The organism is Pseudomonas cuatrocienegasensis (assembly GCF_900110925.1).
GTDB classification, from domain to species: Bacteria; Pseudomonadota; Gammaproteobacteria; order Pseudomonadales; family Pseudomonadaceae; genus Aquipseudomonas; species Aquipseudomonas cuatrocienegasensis.
Genome location: NZ_FOFP01000002.1, coordinates 55351 through 72472 on the forward strand (window position 1 = coordinate 55351; position 17122 = coordinate 72472).

The following is a 17122-nucleotide window of genomic DNA, read 5'->3' on the forward strand; positions in this document are numbered from 1 at the left end:
AAATTAACGCGCGTAGCGGCGATAAAGCCCTGGCGGAATGGCGGTACTGTCAGTCGCCTGCCAGGGCCCGGTGGCCTGGGTGGACCAGTACCAGCCGCTATCCCAGCGGTAATAGGTGCGCTCGCGGTAGAACAGATCCGGGTAGCCGTCGATCACATACACCGTCAATGCCCCATCCCAATGGCTCTGCACGCCGGGCGGCGGGGCAAAGCGCGGATGCGACTTGCTTGCGGGCGGCACAGGTACCTCAGGCGTCGGAGCCTGCACTGCGCAGCCGGCAACCCCGAGCAGGGTAGCAATCAGTACAAGCGCCTTGGCAGAGGTCATGGTGTGTCTGCTGTATCAATGATCAAGGTCGGTGCCTGGCCCGCATCGCTGGCCAGGGGCTCACTGCGGCCGACCCACTCGCCGCGGGTCGCATCGCCACTGCGCGAAATACGCGCCACCAGTTCGACCTGGGGAAAGCCGGACAGTTTCAACTGCGGCATCATCGCATCGGCATCCGACAGGCTGACCTCGGCCGGCAGTTCGGCGACACTCAGGCGCTTGACCGCCAGCGGCATCGGCGGGCCGGACAGTGCGCGGGCGAAGACAAACACACTGTCACCCGGCTGCACCTGCGCACGCACGGCATCACCCAACTCGACCCGCACCCGCAGCGCGGCCGCTTCGGCCTGCGGAGCTTGCTCGGCCGACGCTGGAGCCAAGCGTTCACGGGCACGGGCAATGCCGCCCTGAATCGCCATGCGCGAAGGGTCCTGCTCCGGCAGCGCAGCGACCAACTGCTCCCAGTAGTCGATGGCCGCGGCAAACTGCTCGCTTTCGTAAGCCACGATCCCCAGCAGGCCGAGACTGGTCACTTCTGCCGGGTCGGCCTTCAGCGCCTCATCGGTCAGGGCCTTCAGCTGCGGCGTCCATTGCTTGTCGCCAGCGAAATACAGCGCCTGCGCCCACTGCCCCAGCAATTCGGGCTCACGCCCTGCCAGGGCGACGGCTTTCTCGAAGGCGCTGGCCGCTTCGGCGGAACGCTCCTGAGCCATATAGGTGCGACCGAGGAAATACCAGCCTTCGGCGGACTCCGGGTTGCTCTTCACCGACTCTTCCAGACGCGCCGTCATTTCCTCGATCGACTTCGGCTGGGCAGCCAGGGTTTGCGCCCGCTCGACCTGATCAATCGCCCCCCAATGCATGTACAGGCCATAGCCAAGCAGCGGCATGGCCAGCGCCACGATCAGCGGAACGGTGGCCCCCAGCACGCCCACACGCGCTTTGCTCTCGGCGCCCTCGGTGTCGGCCAACAGTTCACGGGCCGCTTCATCACGCCCGCTGGTGTATTGCGCCTCGCTGAGCACACCGGCATCGCGCTGGCTTTGCAGCTCGCGCAGGCGCTCCTGGTAAAGGGTCACGTTGAGGGCGGTACGGTCTTCCTCAGCCTGGACACCGCGCCCACGCACCACAGGAAGCAACAGAAACGCCAGGGCTGTCAGCAACAGCAAACCGGCGCACAACCAGAATTCGATCATCAGTCTTTCTTATCCGAAGGCGTGGGATTGAGCAGCGAGGCCAGGCGATCCTGTTCATCCTGCGACAGGCCAACGTCTACTTCGCCGCGGGCACGACGGCGACGCAGCACGATGACCCCGAGCAGCACAAAACCGCCGAGCAGTAAGGCACCCGGGCCGTACCAGAGCAGTAGAGTGCGTGCCGTGACTGGCGGCTTGTAGAGCACGAAGTCGCCATAGCGCGAGACCAGGTAATCGATGATCTGCGCATCACTCTGCCCTTCTTCGAGCTTGGCGTAGACCTGAGCACGCAGGTCCATGGCAATGGGCGCATCGGAGTCGGCAATGTTCTGGTTCTGACACTTGGGGCAGCGCAGCTCTTCGACCAGGGTGCGATAACGCTGGCGATCAGCCTCGCTGGCGAACTCGAACGTATCGATTGCCGCATGCGCCACACCGAGCGCGGCCAAGCCAAGCAGCAGGGCTGCTGCAAAACGCTTCATGGGGTGACCTCATCGACCAGCGCCTGATACAGCGGCGCCAGTTTCTCGCGCCAGACCCGCTCGTCAATCACGCCGACGAACTTGTGGCGAATGATGCCGTCCTTGTCGATCAGGAAGGTTTCCGGCGCGCCGTACACCCCCAGATCCAGCCCCAGAGAGCCGCGGGCATCCTCGATATTCAACTGATAGGGGTCGTGAAACTCGGCCAGCCACTTACGGGCGCTGGCGTTGTCATCCTTGTAATTCACCCCGTAGATGCGCACCCCGGCTTCGGCCAGCTTGTTCAGCACTGGATGCTCCACCCGGCAAGCAACACACCAGGTTGCCCAGACATTGACCAAGGCGGGCTGGCCGATGATGTCGCGCTGGGTCAGGGTCCGATCACCCTCCACCGCTGGCAGGGAGAATGCCGGAAAGGGTTTATCGATCAGCGCCGACGGCAGCTCGGACGGGTCCATAAACAGGCCACGGTAGAGAAACACTGCCACACCGAGAAACAGCACCAGGGGCAGCAGCAGAATCAGGCGTCTCATGCGCGTGCCCCCTCAAGGTTAAGCGCGTCACGCACCCGTGTGCGCACCTTCATGCGGTAGCGTTTGTCTGCCGCGGCCAGCAGCCCGCCGAAGCCCATCAGCAAGGCACCGAACCAGATCCAACGGACAAACGGTTTGATATGCACGCGCACCGCCCAGGCACCGTTATCCAGCGGCTCGCCAAGGGCGACGAACAGGTCACGGGTGATGCCGGCATCGATGCCAGCCTCGGTCATCATCGACTGCTGCACGGTGTACAAGCGCTTCTCGGGGTGCAGCACGGCAATCTGCCGACCGTCTTCGAGGATCCGCACGGTGCCTTTGTCCGAGGTGAAGTTGGGCCCTTCATGGTGCTCGGCACCTTCAAATACGAAGCTGTAGCCACCAATATCCACCGAGTCACCCGGTGCCATGCGCATATCGCGCTCGAAGCTGCCAAGGCTGGTCAGCACCACACCCAGGGCGCAAATGGCCATACCCAAATGCGCCATCTGCATGCCCCAGTAGCTGCGCGTCAGGCTCGGCAAGCCTTTGCGCAAACCTTTATGGCGCGTCTTGTCGTGAATATCGCGCACACCCGCCAACACCACCCACCCTGCCAGCAACCAGACGGCCAAGGCAGCCCAGTGGAAGTCTCCAGCCAACAGGGTCGCGACCACGGCCAGCGCCACACTGGCGATCAGCACCGGGCTGAGCATGCCGAGCAGCCAGCGCACTGGCGTGTCCTTCCAGCGCACCAGCACGCCTACGCCAATCATGGCCATCAGCAGGCCCATCAGCGGCACGAACAGCGCGTTGAAGTATGGCGGGCCGACGGACAGCTTGGTCCCGCTCAAGGCATCGAGCGCCAGCGGGTAGAGCGTGCCGAGCAGAATCATCGCCGCCGCCACCACGAGAATCAGGTTATTGACCAGCAACAGTGTCTCGCGCGACCACAGGGCAAAGCCCACCTGGCTTTTTACGATAGGTGCACGCAAGGCGAACAGCGCCAGCGAGCTACCGACCACAATCAGCAGGAAGGCGAGAATAAACACGCCACGCTCGGGATCGCTGGCGAACGCATGCACCGAGGTCAGCACGCCGGAGCGCACCAGGAAGGTCCCGAGCAGGCTCAGGCTGAAGGCGGCAATCGCCAGCAGCACGGTCCAGCTCTTGAACACCCCACGCTTCTCGGTCACGGCCAGGGAGTGGATCAGCGCGGTGCCAACCAGCCAGGGCATGAAGGAAGCGTTTTCCACCGGGTCCCAGAACCACCAGCCGCCCCAGCCGAGCTCGTAATAGGCCCACCAGGAGCCCAGGGCGATACCGATGCCGAGGAAGGCCCAGGCCACCGTGGTCCAGGGCCGCGACCAGCGCGCCCAGGCCGCATCCAGCTTGCCGCCGAGCAGTGCGGCAATGGCAAAGGCGAAGGCGACCGAGAAGCCCACGTAGCCCATATAGAGCATCGGCGGGTGGACGATCAGGCCAAAGTCCTGCAACAGCGGATTGAGGTCGCGGCCATCCACCGGGGTGTTGAACAGCAGACGCTCGAAGGGGTTGGAAGTGACGATCAGAAACAGCAGGAAGCCGATGCTGATCATGCCCATCACACCCAGCACCCGCGCCAGCATCTCCTCGGGCAACTGCCGCGAGAAGATCGCCACTGCAAAAGTCCAGCCGGCCAGGATCAAGCCCCAGAGCAGCAGCGAGCCTTCATGGGCACCCCATACGGCGCTGAACTTGTAGTACCAGGGCAAGGCACTGTTGGAGTTGTTGGCCACATAGGCCACGGAGAAATCGTCGACCATAAAGGCATAGGTCAGGCAGGCAAAGGAGAACAGCAGGAAGCTGAACTGCCCCCAGGCCGCCGGCTGCGCCAGGCCCATCCACTGCCGGTCGCCACGCCAGGCGCCGATCATCGGCAGGGTCGCCTGTACCAGCGCCATGCACAGCGCCAGGATCATCGCCAGGTGGCCGAGTTCGGGAATCATTGTGCGTACCCCTGCTTGGCCGAGTCTTGCGCGGCCTTGGCTGCATCGTGTTGTTGCTTCATGCCGCTTTTTTCCAGCGCCTGCATGACTTCAGGAGGCATGTAGTTCTCGTCATGCTTGGCCAGCACCTCATCGGCGATCAGCACGTTCTGGCTGTCCAGCTTACCCATGGCGACAATGCCCTGCCCTTCACGGAACAGGTCCGGGAGGATGCCGCTGTAACGGATGGTCACGCGTTGCGCACCGTCGGTGACGACGAAATCGGTATCCAGCGAATTGCCGGAGCGCTTCACCGAGCCCTCCTCCACCAGACCACCGGCACGGATGCGCGTGTCCTGCGGCGCTTCGCCTGTGGCGATCTGGGTCGGTGTGTAGAACAGGTTGATGTTCTGCTGCAGGGCACTCAGCGCAAGGGCGACGGCAATGCCGACACCAGCGAGAATCGCCAGCACGATATACAGGCGTTTCTTGCGGACAGGGTTCACTTCGACTCCTCCCGGCGCAAACGACGCGCCTCGTCTTGCAGATAACGACGCCGCGCCATAATCGGCAGCGCCACATTCAACCCTAATACTGCGAGGCTGATGGCATAAGCACTCCACACGTACAGGCCGTGATTGCCCATGGCGAGAAACTCGCCGAACGATGCGAAACTCATGGGGTTTTCTCCAACTGCGCGCGGATCTCGGCCTGCGCCCAACTGCTGCGTGCCTCGCGCTTGAGCACCTCGAGTCGCATGCGCAGCAGCAGCACCGCGCCAAACAGGCAGTAGAAGCCGAGAACCATGATCAGCAGCGGCATCCACATCTCGAACGGCATCGCCGGCTTGGCCACCACGCTGAACGTGGCCGGCTGGTGCAGGGTGTTCCACCACTCCACCGAGTATTTGATGATCGGAATATTCACCACCCCGACGATGGCCAGGACCGCGCAAGCCTTGGCCGCGCTGTCGCGGTTGGTGATGGCGTTGCCCAGGGCAATCACGCCGAAATACAAAAACAGCAGGATCAGCATCGAGGTCAGGCGAGCGTCCCATACCCAGTAGGTGCCCCAGGTCGGCTTGCCCCAGATGGCACCGGTCAGTAGCGCGATAAAGGTCATCCAGGCCCCGAACGGCGCCGCCTGCTGCAAGGCGACATCGGCCAGCTTCATCTTCCAGACCAGGCCGACCAGCCCAGCAACGGCCAGCATCACGTAGATCGACTGGGCGAGAAAGGCTGCCGGAACGTGGATATAGATAATGCGAAAGCTATTGCCCTGCTGATAATCCGGCGGCGCGAATGCCAGCCCCCAGACCAGGCCAACAGCGATCAGCAATACCGCAGCAACGGCCAGCCAGGGCAGCCAACGGCCGCTGATCTGGTAAAACCATTTGGGCGAGCCCAGTTTGTGAAACCACGTCCAGTTCATCAGGTCACTCATCAGTGCATGGTCGAACGTCACTGCGCGTTGCGCGATGCGTCCACTGGCCTTGTCGGCCTATTGTCTACTCTGCGACGCTGATCGTCAGACCGGCGCCGATTGCAAAAGGTGTCAGGGTTACCGCCAGCGCGGCCAGACTGGCCAGCCACAGCAGGTAACCGCTGGTCGGCAATCCCTGCAGACTGGCTTGCAGCGCCCCACTGCCGAGAATCAGCACCGGGATGTACAGCGGTAGGATCAACAGCGCGAGGAGCAAGCCGCCGCGTTTGAGGCCGACCGTAAGCGCCGCACCGACGGCCCCCAGCAGGCTCAGCACAGGGGTGCCCAGCAGCAGCGAGAGCAGTAGCACCGGCAGGCAGCGCACCGGCAGGCCGAGCATCAACGCCAGCAAAGGTGCCAGCAGCACCAGCGCCAACCCCGAGAAAAGCCAGTGTGCCAGCACTTTAGCCAACACCAGAAGAGGCAGAGGGTGCGACGAAAGGACCCACTGCTCGAGCGAGCCGTCCTCGAAATCACTGCGGAAAAGCCCGTCCAGCGAGAGCAGCACGGCCAATAGCGCCGCCACCCAGATCAGCCCTGGCGACAGGGTTTGCAACAATTGCTTTTCCGGACCGACCGCCAGCGGGAACAGCGCGATGACAATCGAGAAGAACACCAGGGGGTTGGCCAACTCAGCCGGACGGCGGAACAACAGGCGTGCCTCACGGCGCATCAACAGAAAAAATACACCACTCATTCAGGCCACCCGCCCCAGATCCAGTTCGCGGTAGCCAGCAGGCTTCAGGGTCAGGCTGTGGTGGGTCGTCAACACCACACTGCCGCCTGCCTCGCAATGCGCGGCCAGGTGCTGTTCAAGCTGCGCCACAGCCGCTTTGTCCAGCGCCGTAAAAGGCTCATCGAGCACCCACAAACGCGGCCCATCCAGGTACAGTCGAGCCAGGGCCACACGGCGCTGCTGACCGGCCGACAGGGTATGACAGGGAACATCCTCGAAACCTTTCAGGCCGATTGCCGCCAACGCCTGCCAGATAGCACTGCGCGTGGCAGGGTGATGCAGGGCACACAACCAGGCGAGATTTTCTTCCGCGCTTAACAAACCTTTGATACCTGGCGCATGTCCGATCCATAGAAGATTGCGCGCCAGTTCGCTACGCTGACCAGCCAGTGGCTGCCCATTTAGAAGAATGTCCCCGCTGGTGGGTTGCATCAGCCCCGCCAGAAGGCGCAGCAGGCTGGTCTTGCCGCTGCCATTGGGCCCACTGACCTGAAGCATTTCACCGGCGCCGAGACGCAGGTCGAGGTTCTCGAACAGCATCCGCCAGTCCCGCTCGCAGGCAAGGGCGGCCGCTTCAAGAAGGGGGATGGTCAAGGCATGGGTACCTTATGCTGTTCAAGTCGGCAGAGTCTTGGCCGCTATACTGACGCATGCTGACCCGGACGGGGCGGCATTATACATGCCGTACCCTGTGCCCCGCAGTGGCCTTTTTCGACAGGTTGTAACCCGCCGATGAGTGAAATCAGCACACCGCGCGCCCTACCGCCGGTCTCCCCGAGCAATCGTCCGAACCCGGTTGCCAACGAGCTTGCGGTGAAGTTGCTGCAGCCCCTCGATGGCCTTATGGCCAGCGGTGAGAGCGCCAAGGCAGAAGTCGTCGGCCTCAAGGAAGTGGCGCAGAACTTCCAGTTGCTGCTGCGCCTGACCCTGGACAGTGGCCGCCAGGCGACCCTCACCGCCACCAGCACTCGACCACTCTTCGAAGGCACCACCCTGGCGGTTACCGCCCTCTCCGACACGCGCCTGGCGGTCAGCCTGTTGGCCGGCGGCGACCCGGCGCTGACCCGGCTCGACCTGAGCCAGCTGCCCAGCGGCACGCTGCTGCAGGCCAAGGTACTGAGCAGCGAGCTGGCCAACCCTGGGACTGCAGGTCAAGCGATCTACAAGGTGCTGGCCAACCTGCTTAACACCCCACTGGCCGGCAGCAAGCTTGCCCTGGAAACCCCACTGGCACTGGTCCCCGGCAGCCTGCTCAGCGCACGGGTAGATGACAGCCAGGCACTCACCTTTCTGCCCCTGAGCAGCCGCCTGGGCCAGCTCGAACTCAGCCAGCAGCTCGGCGGCCAACTGGCGCGCCAAGGCTCGCTCGACGGCTTGTTCAAGGCATTGCAGAGCATAGGTAACCAGAACGGTCTACCCGATGGTTTGCGCGGCAGTATCGACAAGCTTCTCGGCGCCCTGCCCGACGCGGGCCAATTGAGCACGGCCAAGGGCCTGGGCAAGGCACTCGAAGACAGCGGCCTGCTGCTCGAGCAAAAACTTCTCGGCGGGCAGAGCGCCAGCCTGCCAACCGACCTCAAGGCCAACCTGCTGCGCCTGATCGGCCAACTGATGCCCAACCTGGGCAGCGCCTCGCCGTTGGCGCCGGGCAACCTGGGCGGCACCCTGGCTCAGGCGCTGCCGGTGTTTGCCCGCAATGCCCTGGGAGCTCTCGGCCAGGGGACGCCACGCCAGCAAGCGCTGAGTTTCCCCCTGCCCTCTCGGCTGCTAGCCGACCTGGAAGGCGAAGCCGATCTGGAAACCCTGCTCAAACTGGCCGCCGCCGCCGTCTCACGTCTGCAGACCCACCAGCTGTCCAGCCTGGCACAGACCCAGGTCGGCCCCGATGGCAATCTGTTGACCACCTGGCAACTGGAGTTGCCCATGCGCAATCAGCAGGAACTGGTGCCGATCCAGTTGAAAATCCAGCGCGACGAGCCCCAGGAGAGCACCAAGGATGAACCTCGTGAAGCGTTCTGGCGTGTCGAGCTGGCCTTTGACCTCGACCCGCTCGGCCCCCTGCAGGTCCAGGTGCAGTTGATGCGTGGCAACCTGTCCAGCCAGTTGTGGGCCGAACGGGCGAGCACGGCACGGCTGATTGATGCTGAACTGGATAACCTGCGCGAGCGTTTCACCAGCGCCGGGCTCACGGTCAGTGAACTGGCCTGCCGCCAGGGCGTGCCCCCCCAAGGTCCCCGCACGACCCTGGAACAACGCTGGGTGGATGAAACCGCATGAAACAGCCGACACCACGCCAGGCCATTGCCCTCAATTACGACGGGCAGAACGCTCCGGTGCTCAGCGCAAAGGGCGATGACGAACTGGCCGAAGCGATCCTCGCGATCGCCCGTGAGTACGAAGTGCCGATCTATGAGAATGCCGACCTGGTGCGTCTGCTGGCGCGGCTGGAATTGGGCGAAGCGATTCCCGAACAGCTCTACCGCTGCATCGCTGAAATCATTGCCTTTGCCTGGTATTTGAAGGGCAAGTCGCCCAAGGGTTTTACCGGGGAGCGCGACGTCGCCCCGCCCCTGCGACGCTTGAAGGCACCGCAGTAAAGAGCAAGACTCAGGATTTTTGCAGGCGTGACTGGTGTAACCGGCTAATGAGTTCGGCCTCGGCCTTGCTCAGGCCACAGGACTGGGTCAGGTCGTCGACACTGGCCCCCAGGCCAACCAGCCGCGCAGCCTGGGTAAAGGACAGGCTGCTGGGGTCACGCTGCTCAATCTGGTTGAGCTTGTCCGGTAGCGGCGCGACGGTGCGGCGCAACTCATACAACTCCTCACCCATGCGCACACTGCCTGTGAGATAGGTATCCAGGCGCTTGGCCAGATCCTTGATGCGCTGGTCGCGCTGAGCATCGCGCTCAGCCTGCAAACGCGCGGCGAGGCGTTGCTGTTGCATCAACCAGACACAAGCCATCGCCAGCCCCATGCAGACCAGGCCCAGCGCCACGAGTGCAATAACCAGCGGGATCACGCGCGCGCCCCCACAGCCTGCACTCGTGCCGGCATCAGATGCTCTCCAGCTCGGACCACTCTTCCTCGCTCATCATCTTGTCCAACTCAACCAGAATCAGCAGCTCGCCGTTCTTGTTGCACACGCCCTGAATGAACTTGGCCGACTCATCGTTACCGACGTTAGGCGCGGTTTCGACTTCGGACTGCCGCAGATAGACCACTTCGGCGACGCTGTCGACCAGGATGCCGACCACCTGCTTGTCCGCCTCGATGATCACGATACGGGTGTTGTCGGTCACATCCGCCGAGTCCAGACCAAAGCGCTGACGGGTGTCGATCACCGTGACTACGTTACCGCGCAGGTTGATGATACCCAGCACATAACTCGGCGCCCCAGGCACCGGCGCGATCTCGGTGTAGCGCAGCACTTCCTGTACCTGCATCACGTTGATGCCATAGGTTTCATTGTCCAGGCGGAAGGTGACCCATTGCAGAATCGGATCTTCAGCGCCTTGAGCAGAACTTTTCTTCATGTCCCTAGCCTCGTCATTGACCGCATGGTGCGGCGTGAGCGGGTTGGCCCGCTGTCTTTACCTGTTCTATACCACGCGAGCCGCTAAGGCGCGCGCATCATTCAATGCAGCTGTCCCTTAGCCATACGCTTGGCCGCGCCGCTGGCGATCAGCTCGGCCAGAGCAGCGACGTCGAGTAATGCACACATGTGCTCGATTACCGTACCGGCCAACCAGGGGCGCTGGGTACGCTGGCTGCGCCACTTGATCTCAGCAGGGTCCAGACGAATCGAACGACTGACCTGATGCACGGCCAGCCCCCACTCGTAGCCTTGCACGGAGATCACGTACTGCAAACCTTCGCGGAAATCATCACGATAACGATCCGGCATGACCCAACGGGCCGTGTCCAGCACTTTCAGATTTCCGCTCTGCGACGGCAGTATGCCGAGAAACCAGTCCGGCTGACCAAACAGTGGGGTCAGGTCCTGGCCAGCCAACGGATAGATCGAGCCGAGGCATACCAGCGGCACCGCCAGGGTCAGGCCAGCGACATCGAATAGCAGGCACTCGAAAGGCTCTTGCGCCCACTCGGGGCGACCGTCGAGACGCAACGGAGCCGCAACCGTGCCCTCAACCGGCAGCGGGCTCAACTGTACCAAGGGCTCAATCAGAGGCGTAGCCGCGGCCGAGGCTTGCACCTCTACCGCGATGCGTGCGACCGGGCTTGGCGGCTGCAGCGTAACAACCTGAGCGGACGGTGCTGGGGCGGGCACAACTATTTGTGGGTGAGCCTCCATATGCGCATCACGCACTTGTTCTTCAAGCACCGCCGCCTCGAACTCATCCAGGCCGACACTTTCAGCCAGCTCAATGGCGGCCTCCTGCAGCAAACCGTCAAGGTAGGACTGCAGTGCCAGTTGCGGGCGTGTAGCGGTGGCAAGGGGACGACTCATTGGGGCATTCCGCGCGAAGTTTCTGTACAGGCTATCGGCCAGAGTCCCTCGAGACTTGAGGACCCAATATCAGCATAGACGCTCATGCTCAGGCTACCTGCGCCGATGGCTGTTGTGCCACTAGGTGCTTGAGCAATGCCCGATAGGCGATAACGCCACGGCTGTTGCTATCGAAACGTGAAGGCGTAACACCGGCCCGGCTGGCATCGCGCAACCGCGTATCCACAGGGATGTAGGCCGGCCACAGGTGCTCGGGATAGGCCGCACGCAACGCTCGCAACGTGCTCATGGATGCCTGGGTACGGCGATCGAAGAGTGTCGGCACAATGGTGTAGGGCAGTGCCTGCTTGCGCGAACGGTTGATCATCGCCAGCGTGCTGACCATTCGCTCCAGCCCCTTGACCGCCAGAAACTCGGTCTGCACCGGGATCACCAACTGCTGGCTGGCCGCCAGGGCATTGACCATCAACACCCCGAGCAGCGGAGGACTGTCGATAACCGCGTGATCAAAGTCCTGCCACAGCTGCGCCAGGCTTTTCGCGATCACTAGCCCCAGACCACTCTGACCGGGCGACTGACGCTCAAGAGTAGCCAGCGCAGTACTTGATGGCAGCAGCGAGATCCGCTCGTGACTGGTGGGCAACAACAATTGCCCAGGTAAACCCTGCGGTACCGCGCCCTGGTGCTGAAAAAGGTCGAAACAGCTATTTTCCAGAGCATCCGGGTCATGCCCAAAGTAGCTGGTCATCGACCCGTGGGGGTCCAGATCGACCACGACCACGCGCTTGCCAGCATCGGCCAGCAATCCGGCAAGGGCAATGGTACTGGTGGTTTTGCCGACTCCACCTTTTTGATTGGCTACAGCCCAGACTCTCATGATTTCATCCTCCCGGACGGAACAACCCCGACCGAGACATGGCGCCAGCCCTTCATGGAACTGGTGACGGGGGATTGACGGTACCCGCTTGCGGGACCTGTGCGTCAGGCGTCGCTGCAGGTTGTGTGCCAGCGCGCCGCAGTGCCGCATCCGGCTGCGCGTTACCACTGCCGACGCCACTCACACTGCGCCGTATATCCAGGTTACGCGATACCACTAAAACCACTCGACGGTTGCGTGCCCGGCCTTCAGCGGTGGCGTTGTCAGCAACCGGCTGAAACTCACCATACCCCACTGCCGCCATGCGACTGGGTTTAACCCCGTCCAGGGTGAGCATACGCACGATACTCGCCGCCCGCGCCGTCGACAGCTCCCAGTTGGTTGGAAACTGCGCGGTCTGAATGGGCAGGTTATCGGTGAAACCCTCTACATGCACCGGATTTTCATAAGGTGCCAGAATTTTGGCTATCTTTTCGATAATGTCGAATGCCGCATTGTTCGGCAAGGCATCACCACTGGAAAACAGCAAACTGGAACTGAGCTCGATCTCGATCCACAACTCATTGCCGCGCACGGTCAACTGATCGCTGGCGATCAGATCGCCGAAGGCTTCTCGAACACTGTCAGCGATGTTCTGCAGAGTGTCGGAAGCAGCGCCCTGACTCTGTTCCTCGACCAGCGAACGGTCAGGCTCGGTAGTGCGCGGGCGCTCTTCGCCGATCGGGATCGGCTTGATCGCACGGTCCGGCTGGTTGAAAACGCCCGTCAGGCTTTCCGAGAGAATTTTATATTTGCCGTCATTGATCGAGGAAATCGAGTACATGACAACGAAAAAAGCGAATAGCAGCGTGATGAAGTCAGCGTAGGACACCAGCCAACGCTCGTGGTTTTCATGCTCTTCCTGGTGACGGCGACGGGCCATGTTTCACTCCATTCAATCCATGAAACCTTGCAGTTTCAATTCAATGGAGCGCGGGTTCTCGCCTTCGGCAATCGACAGAATGCCTTCGAGGAGCATTTCCCGGTAGCAGGACTGACGCAGGGCCAGCGCCTTGAGCTTGCTGCCAATCGGTAACAGCAGCAAGTTCGCAAAACCGACACCGTAAATGGTCGCGACGAAGGCCACGGCGATACCACTGCCAAGCATGCTCGGATCAGCCAGGTTACCCATCACGTGAATCAAACCCATCACCGCACCGATGATGCCAATGGTCGGCGCATAGCCGCCCATGCATTCAAAGACCTTGGCGGCCTGGATATCACGGCTTTCCTGAGTGTACATATCAACCTCAAGGATGCTGCGAATGGCTTCAGGCTCGGCGCCATCGACCAGCAACTGAAGCCCTTTGCGCGCATAGGGATCGGCCTCGACATCGGCGACGGCCTCAAGGCCAAGCAAGCCCTCCTTTCGCGCAGTCATGCTCCAGGCAACCACTCGATTGATCCCGCCCTGCAGGTCGACCCGCGGCGGAAAGAAAATCCAGCGCAAGATCGCCAGCGCGCGCTTGAACGCACTGATGGGTGTTTGCAGAAAAGCAGCACCCAAGGTGCCGCCAATCACGATGAGCGCCGCTGGGCCATTGAGCAGTGCACCAACATGGCCGCCCTCAAGGTAATTGCCTCCCAGGATCGCCACGAACGCGAGTATGACCCCGATGAGACTCAGTACATCCATCAGATACAGGTCTCAGCCAGGTGCCGGCCGATGTGATCGAGAGGATAGACCGCATCAGCCAGATTGGCCTTCACCACGGCCATCGGCATGCCGTAGATCACACAACTGGCTTCGTCCTGCGCCCACACCTGACTGCCGCCCTGCTTGAGCAAGCGCGCACCTTCACGTCCGTCAGCGCCCATGCCGGTCAGCACCACGGCGAGCACCTTGTCGTTATACGACTTGGCAGCCGAACCGAAGGTGATATCAACGCAGGGCTTGTAATTCAGCCGCTCGTCACCGGGAAGAATTTTGATCACGCCACGTCCATCGATCATCATCTGCTTACCGCCCGGGGCCAGCAGCGCCAGACCAGGCCGCAGCACATCACCGTCTTCAGCCTCCTTGACACTGATACGGCAGAGCTTGTCCAGACGCTCAGCAAAGGCCTTGGTAAAGGCGGCAGGCATGTGCTGGATCAGCACGATGGGCGCAGGAAAATTCGCCGGCAATTGGGTCAGTACCCGCTGCAAGGCAACCGGCCCACCAGTCGAGGTGCCGATAGCGACCAGCTTATAGGCCTTGCGTTTGGGGGCTGGGCTGGTGCTGGAAGAGGCTGAACTCGAGGGTGCGGGCGCAGCAGCATTAGTCGGGCTGCTGACAGGGCGTGTCAGCGCCGCAGGCGCTGGCGGCTTTCCCACGACGGGCGCGCTCGACGGCATCGGCGCACTGCTGATACTGCGTCTGTTGCTACGGGCAATGCTGTGGACCTTCTCGCACAACAGCTGTTTGACCTTCTCCGGGTTGCGCGAAATATCCTCGAAATTCTTCGGCAGGAAATCCACGGCACCGGCATCCAGCGCATCCAGGGTCACTCGAGCGCCTTCATGGGTCAGCGAGGAAAACATCAACACCGGGGTCGGGCAACGCTGCATGATCGTCCGCACGGCCGTGATGCCATCCATCATGGGCATCTCGTAATCCATGGTAATCACATCGGGCTTGAGTGCGAGGGCCTGGTCAATGGCCTCGCGCCCGTTGGTAGCAGTGCCCACGACCTGGATATTCGGATCGGCGGAGAGAATTTCCGAGACGCGCCGGCGAAAGAAGCCCGAATCGTCCACCACCAGAACCTTGACAGCCATAAACACTCCTAAAGCGCACCTGGCTGATACCAGGCACGCGAACAATCACAATCAGATACGTCGCGCCGCGTAGCGCTTGAGCATGCTCGGTACGTCGAGAATCAAAGCAATGCGACCATCACCGGTAATAGTAGCGCCCGACATCCCTGGCGTGCCCTGCAGCATCTTGCCAAGCGGCTTGATCACCACCTCCTCCTGGCCGACCAACTGGTCGACCACGAAGCCGATGCGCTGGCTGCCGACAGTCAGAATCACCACATGGCCTTCGTGCTGTTCCTCGTGGGCAGCGCCACTGACCAGCCAGCGCTTGAGGTAGAACAGTGGCAGAGCCTTGTCGCGCACGATCACCACTTCCTGGCCATCGACCACGTTGGTACGCGACAGATCCAGATGGAAAATCTCGTTGACGTTGACCAGCGGGAAGGCGAACGCCTGGTTAGCCAGCATGACCATCAGGGTCGGCATGATCGCCAGGGTCAGCGGCACCTTGATGATGATCTTCGAGCCCTGGCCCTTGACCGAGAACACATTGACCGTGCCATTGAGCTGGGAAATCTTGGTCTTGACCACATCCATGCCGACGCCGCGCCCCGACACATCTGAAATCTCGGTCTTGGTCGAGAAGCCCGGCGCGAAAATCAGGTTGTAGCACTCGAACTCATTCAGCCGATCGGCCGCATCCTTGTCGAGCAGGCCTTTCTCCACCGCCTTGGCACGCAACACATCAGCGTTCATCCCCTTGCCGTCATCGGAAATCGACAACAGGATGTGGTCACCTTCCTGCTCGGCCGAAAGAATCACACGCCCGCCCCGGGATTTGCCGGAGGCTTCGCGTTCTTCAGGTGTTTCGATGCCATGGTCGACGGCGTTGCGCACCAAGTGGACCAAGGGGTCGGCCAGCGCTTCGACCAGGTTCTTGTCGAGGTCGGTTTCTTCGCCAACCAGCTCCAGATTGATCTCTTTCTTGAGCTGGCGCGCCAGATCGCGAACCAGTCGTGGGAATCGACCGAAAACCTTCTTGATCGGCTGCATGCGGGTCTTCATCACCGCCGTTTGCAGATCGGCGGTTACCACATCGAGGTTGGACACAGCCTTGGACATGGCCTCGTCGCCATTATTGGCGCCAAGACGTACCAGCCGATTACGCACCAGGACCAGCTCGCCCACCATGTTCATGATTTCATCGAGGCGCGCCGTATCGACCCTTACCGTGGTTTCCGCTTCACTGGCTACCGGTTTCTCGGCAGGCGCAGCGGCTGCGGGAGCCCGAGCAGGTTCAGGACGGGGCTCTGCCTTGGCCGCAGGACGTGCGACCGCTTTGGCCGAAACAGGCGCAGGCGCGACTTCGATCGGCTTGATGGCTTCGGGCTCGACAAACTTGCCCTTGCCATGCAACTGGTCGAGGAGTGACTCGAACTCGTCGTCGGTAATTTCGTCAGTCGCGCCGGCAGTTGCTACTGCACTCACAGCCGGCTCAGTTGGCGACGTGACCTCGGGAACTACGAACTGCCCCTTGCCATGCAACTGATCAAGTAACGATTCAAATTCATCATCGGTGATTTCATCGCCGCCAGCCCCCGCAGCAGCAGGCGCTGCAACGACAGGTTCGGGCACCACCGACGATTCAGCAGAGGCGGTAGCAAACTGGCCTTTACCATGCAACTGATCGAGCAACGACTCAAACTCATCGTCGGTGATCTCATCGCCCGCGGCTGCGGGGGCCTCGGCAGGCACCGCCGCAGGCGTATCGCCCAGGGCATCGAGCAGTTTCTCGAATTCGTTGTCTGTGATATCCGCACTGGCTTCAGCTGTCTCGACGACCGGAGCAGCCGCTACAGGTGCCGGAGTCGCTGCCACGGGCGCCGCAGGTGCTGCAGCGCTTGCCGGCTCCGCGAACCGCGCCAGGGCCGCCAACAGCTCAGGAGTAGCCGGTGTCGGCTCAACCCGCTCACGGACTTCGGTAAACATACTGTTGACTGCATCCAGCGCTTCGAGCACGACGTCCATCAGCTCGGAGTCAACACGCCGCTCACCCTTGCGCAGGATGTCGAAGACATTTTCAGCAATGTGGCAACACTCGACCAGCTCATTGAGCTGCAAGAACCCGGCACCACCCTTGACGGTATGAAAACCACGAAAGATGGCGTTCAACAGGTTCATGTCATCCGGGCGGTTTTCCAACTCCACCAACTGCTCGGATAACAGTTCGAGAATCTCGCCGGCCTCCACCAGGAAGTCCTGGAGAATCTCTTCATCGGCGCCGAAGCTCATAGA

Annotated in this window: 20 protein-coding genes; 2 read left to right on the plus strand and 18 right to left on the minus strand. The window is 61.8% G+C overall.

Annotation, left to right across the window (positions count from 1 at the left end):
• Positions 1 to 3: 3 nt before the first annotated feature.
• From BMW49_RS03110 to ccmA, 10 genes are all read right to left on the minus strand, one after another.
• Positions 4 to 327, minus strand: coding sequence for a hypothetical protein (locus tag BMW49_RS03110; RefSeq protein ID WP_069515840.1), 324 nt, complete (start codon positions 325 to 327; stop codon positions 4 to 6).
• The gene (gene ccmI, locus BMW49_RS03115) at positions 324 to 1523 is read right to left on the minus strand and encodes a c-type cytochrome biogenesis protein CcmI (protein WP_069515841.1); all 1200 of its coding nucleotides are present in this window, start codon (positions 1521 to 1523) and stop codon (positions 324 to 326) included. The genes BMW49_RS03110 and ccmI overlap by 4 nt, the downstream gene beginning before the upstream one ends.
• Positions 1523 to 2005 carry a cytochrome c-type biogenesis protein gene (locus tag BMW49_RS03120; protein WP_069515842.1) on the minus strand — a complete coding sequence of 161 codons (483 nt, stop codon included), beginning with the start codon at positions 2003 to 2005 and terminating at the stop codon, positions 1523 to 1525. Before BMW49_RS03120 ends, ccmI begins: the two co-directional genes overlap by 1 nt.
• On the minus strand, positions 2002 to 2538 hold the full coding sequence (locus BMW49_RS03125; RefSeq protein WP_069515843.1) for a DsbE family thiol:disulfide interchange protein: 537 nt from the start codon (positions 2536 to 2538) through the stop codon (positions 2002 to 2004). The genes BMW49_RS03120 and BMW49_RS03125 overlap by 4 nt, the downstream gene beginning before the upstream one ends.
• Positions 2535 to 4508 carry a heme lyase CcmF/NrfE family subunit gene (locus BMW49_RS03130; RefSeq protein WP_069515844.1) on the minus strand — a complete coding sequence of 658 codons (1974 nt, stop codon included), beginning with the start codon at positions 4506 to 4508 and terminating at the stop codon, positions 2535 to 2537. The genes BMW49_RS03125 and BMW49_RS03130 overlap by 4 nt, the downstream gene beginning before the upstream one ends.
• The gene (gene ccmE, locus BMW49_RS03135) at positions 4505 to 4993 is read right to left on the minus strand and encodes a cytochrome c maturation protein CcmE (protein WP_069515845.1); all 489 of its coding nucleotides are present in this window, start codon (positions 4991 to 4993) and stop codon (positions 4505 to 4507) included. Before ccmE ends, BMW49_RS03130 begins: the two co-directional genes overlap by 4 nt.
• Entirely contained in the window at positions 4990 to 5166 is a 177-nt protein-coding gene (ccmD, locus tag BMW49_RS03140) for a heme exporter protein CcmD (protein WP_069515846.1), read from the minus strand. Before ccmD ends, ccmE begins: the two co-directional genes overlap by 4 nt.
• On the minus strand, positions 5163 to 5921 hold the full coding sequence (locus BMW49_RS03145) for a heme ABC transporter permease (RefSeq protein WP_170829025.1): 759 nt from the start codon (positions 5919 to 5921) through the stop codon (positions 5163 to 5165). The genes ccmD and BMW49_RS03145 overlap by 4 nt, the downstream gene beginning before the upstream one ends.
• Positions 5922 to 5994: 73 nt before the next feature.
• Positions 5995 to 6666, minus strand: a complete 672-nt coding sequence (gene ccmB / locus BMW49_RS24955) for a heme exporter protein CcmB (RefSeq protein WP_069515848.1) — start codon at positions 6664 to 6666, stop codon at positions 5995 to 5997.
• Complete coding sequence (ccmA, locus tag BMW49_RS24960; protein WP_244168307.1) at positions 6667 to 7245, minus strand: cytochrome c biogenesis heme-transporting ATPase CcmA; 579 nt, start codon at positions 7243 to 7245, stop codon at positions 6667 to 6669. It lies immediately after the preceding gene.
• A 192-nt stretch (positions 7246 to 7437) separates the two neighbouring features.
• Between ccmA and fliK the strand changes: the two genes are divergently transcribed.
• Positions 7438 to 8982, plus strand: a complete 1545-nt coding sequence (gene fliK / locus BMW49_RS03155; RefSeq protein ID WP_069515850.1) for a flagellar hook-length control protein FliK — start codon at positions 7438 to 7440, stop codon at positions 8980 to 8982.
• The gene (locus BMW49_RS03160; RefSeq protein ID WP_069515851.1) at positions 8979 to 9302 is read left to right on the plus strand and encodes an EscU/YscU/HrcU family type III secretion system export apparatus switch protein; all 324 of its coding nucleotides are present in this window, start codon (positions 8979 to 8981) and stop codon (positions 9300 to 9302) included. Before fliK ends, BMW49_RS03160 begins: the two co-directional genes overlap by 4 nt.
• Before the next feature lie 10 nt (positions 9303 to 9312).
• On the opposite strand, the gene BMW49_RS03165 is transcribed toward BMW49_RS03160, so the two are convergent.
• The 8 genes from BMW49_RS03165 to BMW49_RS03200 all read right to left on the minus strand — a co-directional run bounded on the left by BMW49_RS03165 (position 9313) and on the right by BMW49_RS03200 (position 17119).
• Positions 9313 to 9678: a DUF2802 domain-containing protein gene (locus tag BMW49_RS03165; protein ID WP_069516208.1), complete on the minus strand. Its 366-nt coding sequence runs from the start codon at positions 9676 to 9678 to the stop codon at positions 9313 to 9315.
• A 79-nt stretch (positions 9679 to 9757) separates the two neighbouring features.
• Positions 9758 to 10237, minus strand: a complete 480-nt coding sequence (locus tag BMW49_RS03170) for a chemotaxis protein CheW (RefSeq protein WP_069515852.1) — start codon at positions 10235 to 10237, stop codon at positions 9758 to 9760.
• A gap of 101 nt (positions 10238 to 10338) precedes the next feature.
• A complete protein-coding gene (locus BMW49_RS03175; RefSeq protein WP_069515853.1) occupies positions 10339 to 11172 on the minus strand; it encodes a CheW domain-containing protein in 834 nt (277 codons plus the stop codon).
• Positions 11173 to 11260: 88 nt separating this feature from the next.
• Complete coding sequence (locus BMW49_RS03180; protein ID WP_069515854.1) at positions 11261 to 12049, minus strand: ParA family protein; 789 nt, start codon at positions 12047 to 12049, stop codon at positions 11261 to 11263.
• A 52-nt stretch (positions 12050 to 12101) separates the two neighbouring features.
• Complete coding sequence (motD, locus tag BMW49_RS03185) at positions 12102 to 12971, minus strand: flagellar motor protein MotD (RefSeq protein WP_069515855.1); 870 nt, start codon at positions 12969 to 12971, stop codon at positions 12102 to 12104.
• Between the two features lie 12 nt (positions 12972 to 12983).
• On the minus strand, positions 12984 to 13724 hold the full coding sequence (locus tag BMW49_RS03190; protein ID WP_069515856.1) for a flagellar motor protein: 741 nt from the start codon (positions 13722 to 13724) through the stop codon (positions 12984 to 12986).
• Entirely contained in the window at positions 13724 to 14848 is a 1125-nt protein-coding gene (locus tag BMW49_RS03195; protein ID WP_069515857.1) for a protein-glutamate methylesterase/protein-glutamine glutaminase, read from the minus strand. Before BMW49_RS03195 ends, BMW49_RS03190 begins: the two co-directional genes overlap by 1 nt.
• A 51-nt stretch (positions 14849 to 14899) precedes the next feature.
• Positions 14900 to 17119: a chemotaxis protein CheA gene (locus BMW49_RS03200; RefSeq protein ID WP_069515858.1), complete on the minus strand. Its 2220-nt coding sequence runs from the start codon at positions 17117 to 17119 to the stop codon at positions 14900 to 14902.
• Positions 17120 to 17122: the final 3 nt, after the last annotated feature.